Raw genomic sequence first — 16,803 nt, 5'->3', positions numbered from 1 at the left:
GATCCGCCAGCCAGCCCCCTGAGCAGCCAGCCACGAGAAGCCCTGTTCATCAACGGGACGAAATTCGTTCGAACTGCCGCTTGTTTGGCGCCTCTACACAGTCAAGGCCTGGATAACCGCAGGCGCCTTTCAGGAGAGCGACATGGATAACTATCACGTCACTAAAGCCGGCGACCATTGGGAATTGAAAAAAGAAGGTGCTGCCCGAGCGTCCCGCACCGCGCCCACCAAGGACGCCCTGATGGAAGAGGCCGCCACGTTCCTCGAAGGTAAAACCGCCTCGCTCAAGATCCACAAAGGGGACGGCACTATTCAAGAGGAGCGTACCTACCCGCGCAGCGCTGACCCGCGGCGCAGCAAGGGTTGATCAGGGCCTGATCACCGCCGGTCTGGCAATCGCTAACCCAACGAAGCCCGGCCGGCGTTACCGGGGTCTGCTTTTGTAGCCCTTATCAGTGGGCATTGACCCGACTCAAGCCAACCTGGAGGACATCAACATGGCATCGGTACAAGACAACTTGCTCGATTGGCTCAAAGACGCGCACGCCATGGAGCAGCAAGCGGAAAAAATGCTCACCGCGCAGGCTGAGCGCCTGGAGCATTACCCCGACCTCAAGCAACGCATCCAGCAGCACATCGAAGAAACGCGCTGGCAGCAGGGTGTGGTCGATGGGGCGATCAAACGCTTGGGCGGTAGCCCGTCGACACTCAAGGACATCGGCGGCAAGCTGATGGCGTTCGGCCAGGCGATGGCCGGTATGACCATGCCGGATGAAGTGATCAAGGGTTCGATGAGCGGATATGTATTCGAAAACCTCGAGATTGCGACCTACACGGTGATCATCGCGGCGGCCAAGGCGGCCGGGGATACTGAAACGGCCTCGGAATGCGAAAAGATCCTCGAGCAGGAAAAAGCCATGGCCCAGTGGATTCTAGAGCACCTGGCACCAACCACCCAGCAGTTCCTTGGGCGGTCGGAACACCCGGACCTCGAAGCCAAGCGCTAAAAGGCGCAGGGCGCAGGCGCCGGCATTACATAGCCGCGCGCACAGCCTTGCACTGGGCGCAGCCGCACCGCTTGCTGGTGCGGCTGCGGAAATAGAACGATGCGGCTTCTGCGGCGTTCACCGATTCCTGTTCGGCAGCTGCCTGTTCAGGTTCGCTGGGGCGAGCGAGCCGGGCCATCACGCCATCGCTCAACAGGTTCATCAAGCTCTTGTGCGCCTGGGTGTAAGAACCTACGAAATTGTTGTGTTCCATTGCGCGCCCTCCGGCGTATCTGCAAACCCCCGTGGCAGCCTGACAGGCCACCCCTCACGCTGGGCTCGTTAACGCTATCGGCTTGCTCTGTGCGCGCTTGAATGCCGCCGATCATAGCGAGCGATTGGGGTATGCTCTGGGCGCGGGCACAACCCGCGAATACGTTTCACTGCCAGCAGAGGCCTATGCCGTATCCAATCGAAAAAAAGCTGGTCATAGGTGTTGCCTCCAGCGCGTTGTTCGACCTGTCCGAGTCCCATCAGGTGTACTTGAGCGAGGGCGTGGAAGCCTATCGGCTGCACCAGCAGCGCAATGTGGACGAGCCGTTCGCCAAGGGCGTGGCCTTTCCTTTCATCCGGCGCTTTTTAAGTATCAACCGCTGGTTCGCCGCCGAGTCGCCGGTAGAGGTCGTGTTGTTGTCGCGCAATTCACCGGAAACCGGCGTAAGGGTGTTCCGTTCCATTCGCCACTATGGCCTGGACATCAGCCGCGCCGCCTTCATGACCGGCCGCTCGCCCCACGAATACATTCCTGCGTTTAATGCCTCGCTGTTTCTCAGCGCGAATGAAGGCGACGTACAGCGGGCGATCGACGCCGACTATCCCGCCGGGGTCGTTTTGCCCTCGAAGGTATTCGATGACGAAATCGACACCGAACTGCGCGTGACTTTTGACTTCGACGGGGTGATTGCCGACGACGAGGCCGAGACCGTGTTCAAGCGCAACCTCGACGTAGCAGAATTTCAGACCTACGAAACCGAGAAGCGCGCCATTGCACATCAGCCAGGGCCCCTGGCTGACCTTTTTCGCAAACTGGCGTTCTTGCAGCAGCTTGAAGAACAGCGTTTGAACGAGGATCCGGCCTACCGCAAAATCCTGCGTATCGCGATCGTGACGGCGCGAAATGCTCCTTCCCATGAGCGCGTGGTGACTACCTTGAACAGCTGGGGCGTGTCGCCGGATGAGTCGTTCTTTCTAGGCGGCATGGAAAAGTCGCGCGTGCTATCGGTGCTCAAGCCCCACATGTTTTTCGATGACCAGCGCAGCCATCTGGCGTCGGCCGCCGGGAATATCCCCATGGTGCATGTGCCGTTCGGCATTGCCAACAAGCCAGGGTAACCTTGTGGATCAGCCGCAGTGGGCGTGGCGGGCAGTGTTGGCGTTGGCCGCGGGAGTGTGGAGCAGCGCACGCAACCAATCCCGCACGTTAGCGATGGAGCCCGGCGAGCGGTCAGGGCCGAACAGCTCGCGGGCCAGCGGTTCGCTCAAGCCGAAATACGCACACACGGCCTCCCAGCCCCTTGCCAGCCGCGCATGGGCCCGCACCGTACCGGCGATGCGAGTGCACGGTTCCAACCCGTCAAGGTAGAGGCCCTCGAACCGGGCATCCAGGCAGGCGAAACCAATAGCGCAAGCGGCATGGCCCAGCGGGTCGTCCATGGACGTGACCCATACATCTGGCAAAAAGGACGGCCGCCGGTGGCTTGAGCCGGCGTAGCCCTTGCGGCTTACCTGCCAACGGCCCGAGGCGAGTTCCTCGAGCATCTCCAGCATCAGCGCCAACCGTTCGATGTGCACCCTTATCCTCCTTCAGCGTGGTAGCGCCGAGACTTCATAGACGGGCTTCCGACCGGCCCTTCCTTGAGCCGGTTCCGTTTCTGCCTTCGCTGCAACCCGCTTTCCAGACGGTTGGCCCGTTTCGCTGCCCACTTTGTGACACGCGTCACAGCGAAGCGGCCATCAAGCGGGCAGGGCGGTAATCGCCCGCCTTCAAGCGGAGGGAAGCGAGGCTGCGCTTGACGGCAGTACAGTTAATAAATATAACCGTTAACTGTCTTATCCAAATTCATAAAAACAACAAAGGATTCGCCATGGCGCCTTTATCCCTCGCGCGAGCGCTGTCGGCTGCGCTGTGCCTGCTTGGTTGTGCCCAACCGTTGCTGGCCGCTGACAACTCCTTGGAACAGTCACGGCCCTCCCGGCCGGGAGCGCCTCGCTGGAGCGAGGACTACCGGTCTTGATGACGAGGCCAAACGTACCGACCCCTTCGACCGCTTTCGCTATGTGCGCCTCAGCCACAGCGCGTGGGCTCAGTTCGGTGCCGAATTGCGCTACCGCGCCGATGCGCTCGACAAACCGTTTTTTGGCTTGCGTGGCGTGAAGGATGACAGCTACTTCATGCAACGGCTGCAGGCGCATGCCGACCTTCACCTGCTCGATGACGCCGTACGGGCCTTTGTGCAGCTGCAGAACACGCGGGTGTTCGGCAAGGATTTGTACTCCCCTTCGGACGAAGGCCGTAACGAGGTGAGCCAGGCGTTTATCGACCTCAACACCCCATTGGGCGCGAGCCGGCTGACCACGCGGGTAGGGCGGCAGGAAATGGCCTACGGCAGCCAGGTACTGGTGACGTATCGCGATACCCCGAACGTGCGCCAGACCTTCGATGGCCTGCGGTTGAGCCTGGCCCTCGCGCCGGGCCGCAAGCTCGATGCCTTTGCGGTACGCCCGGTCGCGGTCGATGCCACGGACAGCTTCGACGACGGCAGTGATAACGCCGTGAAGTTTTACGGGTTGTACGCCACCTCGCCTGTCGCCGGGCCGCTGAACGTCGACCTGTACGCCTTCGGCCTGGAAACGCGTGAGCGCACGCTCACCGCCGTAACCGGCAGCGAAAAACGCTACAGCGTGGGCACGCGACTGTTTGGTCAGGCTGATGGATTCGACTGGAGCACCGACCTGGTAGGCCAGTTCGGCCATCTGGGGGGCGCATCGATTCGCGCCTGGGCGGTGTCCTCGGACACCGGCTACACCTTTGGCGGGCCGTTGCGGCCACGGTTGGGTTTGCGCGTAGACGCGGCCAGCGGGGATGACGCCGCGGGTGATGGCCGCGTGGGCACCTTCGATCCGCTGTACCCGCGCAACGGCGTGTACGGCGAAGCCAGCCTCACCACCTTGGCCAACATCGTGATTGTGGGCCCCACCTTTGCGTTTTCACCGCACCCTCGCTTGCGCCTGGAGCCGGGCGTATTCGCAGTATGGAAAGAAAATGCAAACGACGGCGTGTACATGCCCGGCATGAGCATGTTGCCGGGCACCCGCGACAGCGGCCGCCACCTGGGCACCATTTACCGCGCCAACCTGCGCTGGCTGGCGAGCGCAAACACCACCTTCGACCTGGACTGCAAATATTACGACGTGGGCTCGGCCATCACTGATGCCGGCGGCGAAGACGCCTCGTTCGTAGCCCTGCGCGGCACTTTCCGATTCTAGAACCAGGAGTTCGTCATGACCGCCATGCCTCGTTCCACGTTGACCATCACATTGTGTTTCGTAACCGCCCTGCTTGAAGGTTTTGACCTCCAGGCGACAGGGATCGCCGCACCGCACCTGGCCAAGGCGTTCGAGCTTACCCCTGTCATGCTTGGTTGGGTGTTCAGCGCCGGGCTGCTGGGTTTGCTGCCGGGGGCTTTCGTGGGCGGCTGGCTGGCCGATCGCATTGGGCGCAAGCGGGTGCTGGTAGGCGCTGTGCTGCTGTTTGGCGCGTTCTCGCTCGGTACGGCCTATGCGTGGGATTTTCACAGCCTGTTGCTGGCCCGGCTGATGACCGGGCTCGGCCTGGGCGCGGCGCTGCCGATCCTGATCGCCCTGGCCTCGGAGGCAGTGGACCCTCGCTGGCGCAGCACCGCGGTAAGCCTCACCTATTGCGGCGTACCCTTGGGCGGCGCTGTCGCTTCACTGATCGGCCTGAGCGGCGCAGGCGCCGATTGGCATGTGGTGTTTTATGCCGGTGGCGTCGCGCCCCTGCTGGTGGCGGCGGCACTGGGCGGGTGGCTGCCCGAATCACGCGCCTTCAACGCCCAGGCAGCGTTGCGCGTTGGCGTTGGCCACGGGCTGTTTGGCGAAAGCCGGGCTACCCGCACATTGCTGCTATGGCTGGCGTGCTTCTTCACCCTCACTGTGCTGTACATGCTGCTGAACTGGCTGCCCTCGCTACTGATGGGCCAAGGGTTCAGCCGCCCCCAGGCGGGGGCAGTCCAGGTGCTGTTCAACCTCGGCGGGGCTGCGGGCTCTTTCATCACCGGGCGCTTGATGGACAAGGGCCGGGCAAAGGGCGCAGTGGCGATGGCTTACATCGGCATGCTGGCAGCGCTGGCTGGCCTGGGGTTGTTCAGCCAGTTCGGCTGGATGCTCGCGGCGGGTTGCCTGGCTGGCTACTGCGCCATCGGCGGGCAACTGGTGTTGTATGCACTGGCGCCCACGCTTTATCCCACTGCCTGCCGCGCCACAGGCGTAGGCGCTGCCGTTGCGGTCGGGCGGCTGGGCTCCATGGCCGGCCCATTGGCTGCCGGGCAGATACTCGCCGCCGGGGCAGGGGCTGGGGGCCTTTTGGGGCGGCAGCGCCGGGGCTGGTAATCGCTGCCGTCGCGGCCCTGGGCCTATTACGCAAGCGCGCCACCCCCGACGGTGCGCCGGCCACCCCCGTGCTGGCAGATAGATAATTTGAATAATCGTTAATTGACATAACTATATGGGCGGCGTAACGTCGCTTCACCGCTACAACAACGAACAAGAGGTGTGTGATGGGCAGCTACGACAACCGCTGGCAAACCGTGACTGTGCAGGTGGAAGACGGCATTGGCTGGGTCACCTTCAACCGGCCCGAAAAACGCAACGCCATGAGCCCCACGCTCAATCGCGAAATGCGCGACGTGCTGGAAACGCTCGAGCAGGACGCAGACGCCCGTGTAGTGGTCCTCACCGGCGCTGGCACCGCCTGGACCGCGGGCATGGACCTCAAGGAATACTTCCGTGAAGTCGACGCCGCCCCGGAAGTGTTCCAGGAACGTATCCGCCGCGACGCTTCGGAGTGGCAGTGGAAGCTGCTGCGCATGTACAGCAAGCCCACCATCGCGATGGTCAACGGCTGGTGCTTCGGCGGTGGTTTCAGCCCGTTGGTGGCCTGCGACCTGGCCATCTGCGCCGACGAGGCCACCTTCGGCCTGTCTGAAATCAACTGGGGCATCCCGCCCGGCAACCTGGTGAGCAAGGCCATGGCCGATACCGTAGGCCATCGCCAGGCGCTGTATTACATCATGACCGGGAAGACCTTCGAGGGGCCTGAAGCCGCCCGTATGGGCCTGGTGAACAAGAGCGTGCCACTGTCACAGCTGCGCGAGGAAGTGATCCTGCTGTGCCAGGACCTGCTCGACAAGAACCCCGTGGTGCTGCGGGCCGCCAAGAACGGCTTCAAGCGCTGCCGGGAATTGACCTGGGAGCAGAACGAGGATTACCTGTACGCCAAGCTCGATCAGGCGCAGTTGCGCGACCCTGAGCGCGGCCGTGAGCAGGGCCTCAAGCAGTTTCTGGATGACAAGAGCATCAAGCCGGGCCTGCAAGCGTACAAGCGGTAAGGCGAGGAGGGCGCCCCGAGCGCCCGGCCGCTGGCAATCCCGACAACGATAACAAAGAGGAATGTCCATGTTCGAAGTGCCCCTGCTGATCGGCGGCCAGGCCCGCCCGAGCAGTGATGGAAAGACCTTCCAGCGTTGCCACCCGGTCACGGGCGAGGTGGTATCGGTGGTGAGTGCCGCCACGCTGGACGATGCGGACGCAGCCGTCGCGGCCGCCAGCCAGGCATTTGCAACCTGGTCGGCGCTGCCCCCTGGCGAGCGCCGTGCGCGGTTGCTTCGGGCGGCGGACGCCCTGCAGGCGGCCCAGCCACAGTTCATGGCGCTGGCTGCCGAAACCGGTGCCAAGGCCGACTGGTTCGGCTTCAACGTGAAGCTGGCCGCCAACATGCTGCGTGAAGCGGCTGCCATGACTACCCAGATCCAGGGGCAGGTTATCCCTTCGGACGTGCCCGGCAGCCTCGCCATGGCGCTGCGCCAACCGGTAGGCGTGGTACTGGGCATCGCCCCCTGGAACGCGCCGGTAATCCTGGCGACCCGCGCGATCGCCATGCCCCTCGCGTGCGGCAACACCGTGGTGCTCAAGGCCTCGGAAGCCAGCCCCGGCACGCATCGCCTGATCGGCCAGGTGCTTCACGAAGCAGGGCTGGGCGATGGCGTGGTGAATGTGATCAACAACGCCCCCGCCGATGCGCCGGCCATTGTCGAGCGGCTGATCGCCAACCCGGCGGTGCGGCGCATCAATTTCACCGGCTCCACGCGTGTGGGCCGGGTAGTGGGCGAACTGGCGGCTCGGCACCTCAAGCCGGCATTGCTCGAGTTGGGTGGCAAGGCGCCGCTGCTGGTGCTGCATGACGCCGACCTTGACGCCGCTGTCGATGCGGCCGTGTTCGGCGGGTACTTCAACCAGGGGCAGATCTGTATGTCCACCGAGCGGCTGGTGGTGGACGAACGCGTGGCCGATGCATTCGTGGACAAGCTGGCGGGCCGTTTGCGTGCCTTGCGGGCAGGTGCGCCTGAGGATACTCAGTGTGCCTTGGCCTCTATGGTGGATGCCGCCTCGGCCGAGCGCGTGGCGGGCATGGTCAGCGAGGCGGTGGCCCAAGGGGCCGTTGCCGTATTGGAAGGCAGCCGCGACGGCAGCGTGCTGCAGCCCAGCCTGCTGGATCGGGTAGAGCCGCACATGCGGCTGTACCACGAAGAGTCGTTCGGGCCGGTGACGGTGGTTATTCGGGCGGCAGGCGATGAGGCCCTGCTGGCGGCCGCTAACGACTCTCCGTTTGGGCTTAGCGCCGCTATTTTCAGCCGCGATGTCACCCGCGCCCTCGCGCTGGCGCAGCGACTGGAATCGGGCATCTGCCACATCAACGGGCCCACGGTGCACGACGAAGCGCAGATGCCCTTCGGCGGCGTGAAAGCCAGCGGCTACGGCAGCTTCGGTGGCCAGGCAGCGGTTGAGCAGTTCACCCAGTTGCGCTGGGTCACGGTGCAGCACGGCCCCCGCCATTACCCGATCTGAGCCCTATTAAGCGCCGCCTGGCCAGGCCGGGCGGCAGCAGAGGTAGCGAAAAATGGACAGTTCCGTACTGGGCGCCCCACAGGCGCTCCAGGCGCCGCTGCGCGCAGTTGCCATCGGCCAGCCGGGCGTCAGCGTTCGGCGCGAAGGCGACACCTTGTATCTACATTCCACGCAAGCCCTGGCACCTTACCCGCAGCGGCTGATGGAGCGCCTGCGACATTGGGCGCAGGCAGCGCCCGAGCGCACGTTCGTGGCCCGCCGCGACGCTACTGGCGCCTGGCAGCGCATTACCTATAGCGGCATGCTGGAACGAGCCCGCGGCCTGGGTGCCTGGCTGCTGGAGCAGAACCTGGGGCCGGAGCGTCCGCTGGTGATCCTCTCCGGCAACGACCTCGAGCATGTGGTGCTGGCCACGGCCGCGCTGTATGTCGGCGTGCCGTATTGCCCGGTGTCCCCGGCGTATTCGCTGGTTTCAAAAGACTACGGCAAGCTGCGGCACATCGTGGAAACCCTCCAGCCAGGGCTGGTGTATGCCGCAGACGGCGCCTACGAAGGTGCTGTCGCCGCCGTGATCCCCGACGGCGTGCCGGTGATTCTTGGGGAGGGGCAGCTCGCTCATCGCCATACCCTGATGTTTGACAGTCTGGAGGGCGATAGCGACCTCTCGAGAGCTGACGCGGCATTCGACGCGCTTACCGCCGAACATATCGCCAAGTTCCTCTTCACCTCCGGCTCCACGCATTTGCCCAAGGGGGTGATCACCACCCAGGGCATGCTCTGCGCCAACCAGCAGATGCTGCTACAGACTTTTCCAGCCTTTGCCGAGGAGCCACCGGTGCTGGTGGACTGGCTACCCTGGAACCACACCTTCGGCGGCAGCCATAACGTGGGGATCGTGCTCTACAACGGCGGCACCCTGTATATCGACGACGGCAAGCCCACCCCGCAGGCGTTCGAGCACACCCTGGCGAACCTGCGCGAGATCTCCCCTACGGCGTACCTCACCGTGCCCAAAGGCTGGGAGGAGCTGGTGAAGGCACTCGAAATCGACCCGGCGCTGCGCCAGCGTTTCTTCGCTCGGATCAAACTGTTCTTCTTTGCCGGGGCCGGCTTGTCCCAGGCTATCTGGGATCGCCTGGACCGGGTGTCCATCGCTCATTGTGGCGAGCGGATCCGCATGATGGCCGGGCTGGGCATGACCGAGACGTCGCCGTCCTGCACGTTCACTACCGGGCCCCTGTCGCTGGCAGGGTATGTGGGGCTGCCCGCCCCGGGTTGCGAAGTGAAACTCGCCCCGGTAGACGGCAAGTACGAGGCCCGCTTTCGTGGCCCCCATGTGATGCCGGGCTACTGGCGGTCGCCGGCGCAGAGCGAGGCGGCGTTCGACGAGGAAGGCTTTTACCGCTCTGGCGATGCGTTGCGCCTGGCCGACCCCGCCGACCCGCAGCAAGGCCTGATGTTCGATGGCCGAATTGCCGAGGACTTCAAGCTGAGCTCAGGCGTATTTGTGAGCGTGGGGCCGTTGCGTACGCGGGTGATCCTCGAGGGGGCACCTTATGTGCTGGACGTGGTGGTGCTGGCGCCGGATCGGGAGCAGCTGGGGCTGCTGATTTTCCCGCGAATGCCCGAATGCCGAGCGTTGGCCGGGCTGGCTGAGGGGCGGTCGGACGAAGAAATACTGTGCAGCGCGCCGCTGCGCCAGTGGTTGGCCAACCTGTTGCAGCGGCTGAACCGAGACGCCACCGGCAGCGCCAGCCGCCTGGCCTGGGCGGCTTTTGCCAGCGAACCGCCGTCGATCGATCGCGGCGAAATCACTGACAAGGGCTCGATCAACCAGCGGGCCGTGCACGAGCATCGCGCTGCCTTGATCGATGCCCTGTACACAGGTGACCACCCGCTGAAAGTCCAGCCTATGTAATGCGCACGCTGCCTCCCTGGCTACGCCAGGCCCACAGGGGCCAAGGCAGGCGTGCCTGTGGCAGCCTTGCGGGGAGGCGAAGCTTGCGAGTTACCCACCGTATACCTTGCGCAGCAAACCCAACAGCTGCGCACGTTCACCATCGGTGAGGTTCGCGGTGGCGGCGGCATCGCTTCGGGCAGCGACCTCTTGCAACTCGCCCAGCAGCGTTTCGCCCGCCTTGCTCAGGTACAAGCCATACGAGCGTTTATCCGCCTTGCTGCGGATACGCGCTGCCAGGTCCATGGCCTCGAGCTTGTTGAGCAACGGCACTGCCTGGGGCGGCTCGATGGCCAGCCCGCGGGCTAGCTCTGCCTGGGTAATCCCTGGTGCGTCGTGAATGATCGCCAGGGCGGAGAATTGCGCCGGCCGCAAATCATAGGCCGCAAGCTGCTCGACAAAATGCTGGAATACCTGAATCTGCGCGCGGCGCAAGGCATAGCCCACGAGGTCATCAAGGCCGGGCACAGCGGAGGGGAGGGTAGGGGCAGCAGCGTCAGCAGTCATGGGGCCAGGCTCGGGAAAACTCGTTATGGAGTGTAACGGATTTCCTCTGTATCTGCGCAAGCACTGGCGCCGGGAGTAAAAGCGGTTACCCTTGGGCACAGCGTTTTTCAACGGAGCCCTTGCCATGCCGGATTCACTCTTGCAGCGCCTGAACATCACCGTGCCGGTAATCCAGGCGCCCATGGTAGGCGTCTCCACGCCGGCATTGGCCGCCGCGGTGTCCAATGCCGGCGGGCTGGGGTCGCTGGGGCTGGGCGCCAGCAGTTCCGAGCAGGCTCGGGCTATGATCGCCGAGGCACGCGCGCTCACCCGCGGGCCGTTGAACGTCAACCTCTTTTGCCACGCACCCGCCCAGGCGCAACCGGAGCTGGATGCCCAATGGCTTCAAGGCCTGGCGCCTTTGTTCGCGGAATTCGGGGCTACCCCGCCTGCCACCATGAAGGAAATCTACCGAACCTTCGTGGGCAACCACGCCATGCTGGAGGTGGTGTTGGACGCACGCCCGGCGGCGGTGAGTTTCCATTTCGGCCTGCCGGGTGCCGAGGCGATCGAAGCGCTGAAAGCAGTAGGTGCCGTTCTGCTGTGCTCGGTCACTTCCCTGGAAGAAGCCGAACGGGCCGCTGCAGCGGGCGTGGACGCGCTGATTGCCCAAGGTTACGAAGCCGGCGGCCACCGTGGGGTTTTCGACCCTGCGCGGGATACTCAGTTAGGCACGTTGGCGTTGGTCCGCCTGCTTGCCCAGCGAGTGAACCTGCCGCTGATAGCAGCGGGTGGGATCATGGACGGCGTAGCCGCCCGCGCCTGCCTTGACCTTGGCGCTAGCGCCGTACAGCTTGGTACGGCGTTCATTCGCTGCCCGGAATCCGCCGCCAGCCCGGCCTACCGCGAAGCGCTGGTGGGGCCGCGTGGCCACGATACCCGCATCACCGCCGCCATTTCCGGCCGCCCTGCGAGGGGCCTGGTAAATCGCAACTTCACCAGCCTGGGTAGCTCCGGCATTCCGGATTACCCGCTGGCCTACGACGCCCAGAAGGCCCTCGCCGCTGCGGCTGCCGCCAAAGGTAGCGATGCCTTCGCCGTGCAATGGGCCGGCCAGGGCGCACCGTTGGCGCGAGCGTTGATGGCGGGTGAGTTGGTAAGGGTGCTGGTAGAAGAAATGGGGCTGGGGCGATGACCAGTGGTCATAGCCCAGAGCGTCAGCGCATCGCGAGCAGGCGCGTATCGAGCGCGAAGCGGTCCTGGGAAACCAGTTTGAATTTGCCAGCAGCGAGCTCGCAACTCAGGAGCAGGTTCCAGGAGTGACGCGTGACAGCTGATGGAAGCAGAACGAATTCATGTTCTGCTAGAAGTGCATCACCAAATTGCTGTTGATTTGGCGAAGGCTGGGAGGGGATCAGCCAGTTTGGGTTCGGTAAATCTTCCGGTTGTATGACAGCGATCGAGGACGGGTCCTTTATCTCTAAGCAGGTGAGGACGAACGGCGCCATGTCCAAGGCATCGAAGCCAACATGCGCGGCTACTTCAAGGATGGCCGTAGATGGGGCAGCAGAGGCGTAAACCGCGCGGCGACCGGGTGGGTTCCACCGCCCACCGGTAACTTGAGTACCGATACCGCTGTCCCAGCTGGCCTTGTAATTTTTCCCGATCCAGTCGCCAGGCATGCCAGCGCCCGTCCCATGGCAAAGGATTCATTGGTAGACCCCATATTCCACACGGGTTAAATAGTCCTCGACCACCTGGAAGCCCAAGGTGTTGTCGATCAGCTCGAGTGGAATGTTGTCGTCCAGATACCTGCATGGCTTTTTCAGCCAGTCCTCGGCGAGTTGCTGTGTGCCGAACACACGAGTGGCGTGCTCCAGGGCATGGGCATACTGGAACGCGACGGTACTCTGCTGTTGATTCAGCCGAACAGCCTCTGGTTTTCAACGCCGGGGTGCTGTTTCGCATGAACAGGTTCCTCGTTACGACATCTGACGCGACCATAACGCCAGATGGCAGAGCGGGAAGCGTAGATGTGTAACAGCGCCTGTAGTGATGTGGGCAGATCTGCAATCGATCCATTTACCCACCTCACCCACCCAAGGTAGCATCCCTCTGCAAACACCCCGCGCGATGCCTCCCATAATAATCAGACCGCACACGTGCTCTGGCCCATGGTCCATAGCGGCATGCGCGTGCCCAGGCGTTGGGCGATCTTGTTCCGTCGTTCCGTACCGGCACTCCGCTGGGCGGGCCCTGATTCAGAGTGAGTAACATGAGTTCACAGGCAACATCCGGCTCCGACAGCTGGCTGGGGGTTATCGCCCTGGCGCTGGGGGCATTCATCTTCAACACCACCGAGTTCGTGCCAGTGGGGTTGCTGTCCGCCATCGGTGGCAGCTTCAAGATGACCACTGCCCAAGTCGGGTTGATGCTCACGGTGTATGCCTGGATCGTGACGGTGATTTCCCTGCCGATCATGCTGCTTACCCGCAACATCGAGCGGCGGCGGTTGCTGGTGATCATTTTCGGGATTTTCGTGGTGTGTCACCTGTTGTCGGCCTTCGCCAACAGTTTCGCCATGCTGCTGGCGTGCCGGATCGGTATCGCCTTCGCTCATTCGGTGTTTTGGTCCATCACCGCGTCGCTGGCGGTAAGGGTGGCACCGCCCGGGCGCCAGGTGCAGGCCTTGGGGCTTTTGGCCACCGGCACGTCGTTGGCCATGGTGTTGGGTATTCCCCTGGGCCGGGTACTGGGCGAGGCCTTTGGCTGGCGCACCACCTTCGCGGCAATCGGCATAGCCGCCTGCGCCACCCTGGTGGTGCTGGTACGGGCGTTGCCAGCGCTGCCCAGCCAGAACTCCGGTTCGCTGCGCAGCCTGCCGGTGCTGTTCAAGCGGCCAGCGCTGATGCTGCAGTACGTGCTTACGGCGCTGGTAATCACCGCCCACTTCACCGCCTACACCTATATCGAGCCGTTCGTGGCGCTGGTGGCTCAGCTGCGGGGTGAAACCACCACGGGGTTGCTGCTGGTATTCGGCGGTGCTGGCATCCTCGGCTCCCTGCTGTTCAGCCGCTACAACAACCGCTTCCCGCGTGGGCTACTGCTTACGGTCATCGGCGGCCTGGCGGCGTGTTTGCTGGCGATGGCGCCGGTGGCGGGCACCTTGCCGCTGCTGGCCGTGCAGAGCGGCCTTTGGGGGATCTTCATCATGTGCTTCGGGCTGGTGCTTCAGGCTCGCGTACTGAACCTGGCACCAGATGCCACCGACGTGGCCATGGCCTTGCATTCGGGCATCTACAACATCGGCATTGGCGGCGGCGCCCTGCTGGGCAGCGTGGTTACCAGCCAGCTGGGTGTTGCCCATGTAGGGCTTGTGGGCGGTGCGCTCGCCGTGGCTGGGCTTGCACTGTGCGCATGGGCTACCCGGCGATATGGCGTACCCGTGCCGCAACCGGGCGCCGCGCCGGTCGCCTTGCACTAGGAAGCGTTTTTTTTCTTCGACGCTGGCGCCTTGGCGCGGCCCCGCTACCGTGTAGGCATAGTCGGCGTTGAAGGAGAACAGCATGCAGCTCCACGGCAAGACCGCCCTGGTCACCGGGTCCACCAGTGGTATCGGCCTGGGCATTGCCCAGGTATTGGCAAAGGCCGGGGCCAGGCTGGTCCTCAATGGCTTCGGTGACCCGGAGCCCGCACTCGAACAAATACGGGCGCTCGGGACCGAAGCCATCCACCACCCGGCGGATGTCAGTAAGCCGCAAGATATTGCCGCGCTTATTGAAGCCACCGAAGCGGCCTTCGGCGGCGTGGACATCCTCGTCAATAACGCTGGCATCCAGCACGTGGCCCTGGTGGAGGAGTTCCCCGTAGAGCGCTGGGACGCCATCATTGCCATCAACCTCTCCTCGGTGTTCCACGCCACGCGCCTATGCCTGCCCGGCATGAAAAGCCGCGGCTGGGGGCGCATTGTGAACGTCGCCTCGGCGCATGGCCTGGTGGGTTCAGCCGGCAAGGCGGCGTACGTGGCCGCCAAGCATGGCGTAGTAGGGCTTACCAAGGTAGTGGCGCTGGAAACGGCGCAACTGAACATTACCTGCAACGCTATCTGCCCGGGCTTTGTACTCACGCCACTGGTGCAGCAGCAGATCGATGCCAAGGCGGCCAACGGCTTGACAGCAGAGCAGGCGAAAGCGGAGCTGTTGTCTGAAAAGCAACCGTCGCTGGAGTTTGTGACCCCTGAACAGCTTGGCGAGCTCGTGGCCTTTCTGTGCAGTGACGCCGCCCGGCAGGTACGTGGGGCGGCCTGGAGCATGGACGGCGGCTGGACAGCCCGATAACGGTGGCTGGCGCCCTTGCGCGCGGTTCGCTGAAACATTTTGATGCTACCTGCGGCAAACGGCTCATCTTTCGCGTCGCGCTGCCGATCAACAGGCATCAAGAAGGAGCTTCGCATGCAACTCAATCGGTTTCGTATCGCCACACGTGCCTTGGTCAGCTTTGGCCTGATCGCATTACTGATGCTCGCGTTCGGGCTGTTTTCCATTCACCAGATCACGCGCATGCGTGAAGCGGTGGTGTACACCGAAGAAACCTCGCACGCGGGCACCCGTTATATTGCGCAGATTCGTGATAATCAGCTGGGCATTCGGGTAATCACCCTGCGCATGATGATGAACCGCGACCCTGCTGTGCTTAAGCCCACTGTGGACCGGCTGTTGTTCCTGCGCGGCGAACTGGACAAATCCATGGCTGCGTACCAGGCGGTGAAGACGCCTGCGGCCAGCGAGGCCTTTGCGCAGATGCAGCAAGTGGTGGCGGGTTACAACACTCAGCTGGATGCTTATCAGCGCTTGTCTGAAGCCAACGACACCGACGGCATGCTCAAGGTGCTCAATGGCCCTATCCAGGATGCATCCAACAAAACCGGCGACCTCTTCAATGCGCTGGTGAAAATCAACGCCGACAATGCGGCGCGCTTCACCGAGCAGGCGCGCGCGGATTACGACGTGGCGGTCCGCGCCACCGTTATTGCGCTGGTAGTGGTGTTTGCATTGACCGTGTTGCTGGCGTGGCTGCTGACCCGCAGTATCGTGCGGCCGCTGAACCATGCAATCGACGTGGCGCGGCAGATTGCCGACGGCCGCCTTACTGCAGCGATCCAGCCTGAGGGCGAAGATGAACCGGCGCAGTTGCTGCAAGCGCTGGCGCTGATGAAGCAAAGCCTGATCGACACCTTGCGGTTGATCGGCGATTCCTCGCACCAGTTGTCCGCGGCAGCGGAGCAGATGACCGCCATCACGCACCAGACCGCCAACGACCTGGGGCGCCAGCATCAGGAAGTGGAGCAGGCCGCCACGGCAGTGACGGAGATGACTACCGCCGTAGATGAAGTAGCGCGCAATGCCACGTCCACCGCCGATGCCTCCGAGCACTGCGCCAAGTCCTCGCAGCAGGGTCGCCAGCGCGTGGACACCACGTTGCAGTCGATCCAGCGCATGAGCCAGAACGCGGTCAGTGCCTCGGGGCAGGTGCGTGAACTGGCGGGGCGCTCGCAGGAAATCGGCAAGGTGCTGGACGTGATCCGTGGCATCGCCGAGCAAACCAACCTGCTGGCCCTGAACGCGGCCATCGAGGCGGCTCGGGCAGGCGAGGCAGGCCGTGGCTTTGCGGTGGTAGCAGACGAAGTGCGCGCGCTGGCCGGGCGCACCCAAGCCTCCACCCGGGAAATCGAGGAAATGGTCGGCGCGATCCAGGCGGGCACCTCTACGGTGGTGGCCACCATGGAAGCCAACCAGCAGCAGGTGCAAACCACTATGCACGAGGCCCAGGTTGCCGGTACCGCTCTGGACGAGATGGCCAAGGCGGTGGGCGAGATCCACGAGCGCAACCTGGTGATCGCCAGCGCCTCGGAGGAACAGGCTTCGGTGGCGCGGGAAATCGACCGCAACCTGGTGAACATCCGCGACTTGTCGGTGCAAACGTCCGAAGGCGCCGCGCAGATCGATGCGGCCAGTCAGTCGCTGTCTACCCTGTCGCACCAGCTGCAGGCCATGGTGGCGCGCTTCCATATGTAGCCATAGGGCTATTCCTGGCCGGCATCGGAGCAATGAAACCTTTCCATTTCATTTCTTCGACGCCGGCTTCTATGCTCAGGCTCCTTTCACCCACGGA

Annotated in this window: 13 protein-coding genes and 5 pseudogenes; 13 read left to right on the top strand and 5 right to left on the bottom strand. The window is 63.6% G+C overall.

Annotated elements, in window-relative coordinates; all coding sequences use genetic code 11:
* Positions 1-142 precede the first annotated feature (142 nt).
* Positions 143-367, top strand: a complete 225-nt coding sequence (locus LG385_RS12290; RefSeq protein ID WP_181117838.1) for a DUF2188 domain-containing protein — start codon at positions 143-145, stop codon at positions 365-367.
* Between the two features lie 130 nt (positions 368-497).
* A complete protein-coding gene (locus LG385_RS12285; protein WP_225774522.1) occupies positions 498-1,007 on the top strand; it encodes a ferritin-like domain-containing protein in 510 nt (169 codons plus the stop codon).
* 25 nt (positions 1,008-1,032) lie between these two features.
* On the opposite strand, the gene LG385_RS12280 is transcribed toward LG385_RS12285, so the two are convergent.
* The gene (locus tag LG385_RS12280; RefSeq protein ID WP_181117840.1) at positions 1,033-1,260 is read right to left on the bottom strand and encodes a hypothetical protein; all 228 of its coding nucleotides are present in this window, start codon (positions 1,258-1,260) and stop codon (positions 1,033-1,035) included.
* Between the two features lie 185 nt (positions 1,261-1,445).
* On the opposite strand from LG385_RS12280, the gene LG385_RS12275 reads away from it, so the two are divergent.
* A complete protein-coding gene (locus LG385_RS12275; RefSeq protein WP_225774521.1) occupies positions 1,446-2,378 on the top strand; it encodes a 5'-nucleotidase in 933 nt (310 codons plus the stop codon).
* 9 nt (positions 2,379-2,387) lie between these two features.
* On the opposite strand, the gene LG385_RS12270 is transcribed toward LG385_RS12275, so the two are convergent.
* Positions 2,388-2,837 (bottom strand): hypothetical protein, encoded by a 450-nt coding sequence (locus LG385_RS12270; protein WP_225774520.1) that lies wholly within the window; start codon positions 2,835-2,837, stop codon positions 2,388-2,390.
* Between the two features lie 293 nt (positions 2,838-3,130).
* Here LG385_RS12270 and LG385_RS12265 point away from each other — a divergent pair.
* The 5 genes and pseudogenes from LG385_RS12265 (at position 3,131) to LG385_RS12245 (ending at position 10,107) form a co-directional block, all read left to right on the top strand.
* Positions 3,131-4,532 (top strand): annotated as a pseudogene (locus tag LG385_RS12265) (alginate export family protein).
* 15 nt (positions 4,533-4,547) lie between these two features.
* Positions 4,548-5,761, top strand: a pseudogene (gene mhpT / locus LG385_RS12260) (3-(3-hydroxy-phenyl)propionate transporter MhpT).
* Positions 5,762-5,842: 81 nt separating this feature from the next.
* Positions 5,843-6,673, top strand: coding sequence for a p-hydroxycinnamoyl CoA hydratase/lyase (locus tag LG385_RS12255; protein ID WP_225774519.1), 831 nt, complete (start codon positions 5,843-5,845; stop codon positions 6,671-6,673).
* A gap of 67 nt (positions 6,674-6,740) precedes the next feature.
* On the top strand, positions 6,741-8,189 hold the full coding sequence (locus LG385_RS12250) for an aldehyde dehydrogenase (protein WP_225774518.1): 1,449 nt from the start codon (positions 6,741-6,743) through the stop codon (positions 8,187-8,189).
* A 52-nt stretch (positions 8,190-8,241) separates the two neighbouring features.
* Positions 8,242-10,107: a feruloyl-CoA synthase gene (locus tag LG385_RS12245; RefSeq protein WP_225774517.1), complete on the top strand. Its 1,866-nt coding sequence runs from the start codon at positions 8,242-8,244 to the stop codon at positions 10,105-10,107.
* Between the two features lie 90 nt (positions 10,108-10,197).
* Here LG385_RS12245 and LG385_RS12240 read toward each other — a convergent pair whose 3' ends face one another.
* The gene (locus LG385_RS12240) at positions 10,198-10,653 is read right to left on the bottom strand and encodes a MarR family winged helix-turn-helix transcriptional regulator (protein WP_225774516.1); all 456 of its coding nucleotides are present in this window, start codon (positions 10,651-10,653) and stop codon (positions 10,198-10,200) included.
* 124 nt (positions 10,654-10,777) lie between these two features.
* Between LG385_RS12240 and LG385_RS12235 the strand changes: the two genes are divergently transcribed.
* Positions 10,778-11,827, top strand: coding sequence for an NAD(P)H-dependent flavin oxidoreductase (locus LG385_RS12235; RefSeq protein WP_225774515.1), 1,050 nt, complete (start codon positions 10,778-10,780; stop codon positions 11,825-11,827).
* Between the two features lie 22 nt (positions 11,828-11,849).
* Here LG385_RS12235 and LG385_RS12230 read toward each other — a convergent pair.
* Positions 11,850-12,345: pseudogene (locus LG385_RS12230) on the bottom strand (RES family NAD+ phosphorylase).
* A pseudogene (locus tag LG385_RS12225) lies at positions 12,342-12,557 on the bottom strand (antitoxin Xre/MbcA/ParS toxin-binding domain-containing protein); the annotation flags it as partial. The pseudogenes LG385_RS12225 and LG385_RS12230, both read right to left, overlap by 4 nt.
* 350 nt (positions 12,558-12,907) lie before the next feature.
* Between LG385_RS12225 and LG385_RS12220 the strand changes: the two are divergent.
* The 4 genes and pseudogenes from LG385_RS12220 (at position 12,908) to LG385_RS25740 (ending at position 16,706) form a co-directional block, all read left to right on the top strand.
* Positions 12,908-14,116 carry a sugar transporter gene (locus LG385_RS12220; RefSeq protein ID WP_225774514.1) on the top strand — a complete coding sequence of 403 codons (1,209 nt, stop codon included), beginning with the start codon at positions 12,908-12,910 and terminating at the stop codon, positions 14,114-14,116.
* An 82-nt stretch (positions 14,117-14,198) separates the two neighbouring features.
* Complete coding sequence (locus LG385_RS12215) at positions 14,199-14,969, top strand: 3-hydroxybutyrate dehydrogenase (RefSeq protein ID WP_225774513.1); 771 nt, start codon at positions 14,199-14,201, stop codon at positions 14,967-14,969.
* A gap of 42 nt (positions 14,970-15,011) precedes the next feature.
* Positions 15,012-15,848: pseudogene (locus LG385_RS25745) on the top strand (MCP four helix bundle domain-containing protein); the annotation flags it as partial.
* Positions 15,843-16,706, top strand: a complete 864-nt coding sequence (locus LG385_RS25740; RefSeq protein ID WP_413247378.1) for a methyl-accepting chemotaxis protein — start codon at positions 15,843-15,845, stop codon at positions 16,704-16,706. The pseudogene LG385_RS25745 and the gene LG385_RS25740, both read left to right, overlap by 6 nt.
* The last annotated feature ends 97 nt before the right edge of the window (positions 16,707-16,803 follow it).

This window comes from Pseudomonas sp. Marseille-Q5115 (assembly GCF_916618905.1).
GTDB lineage: Bacteria > Pseudomonadota > Gammaproteobacteria > Pseudomonadales > Pseudomonadaceae > Aquipseudomonas > Aquipseudomonas japonica_A.
Note: the sequence above shows the minus strand (reverse complement) of the source record. Positions and strands in the feature narration are given on the sequence as shown.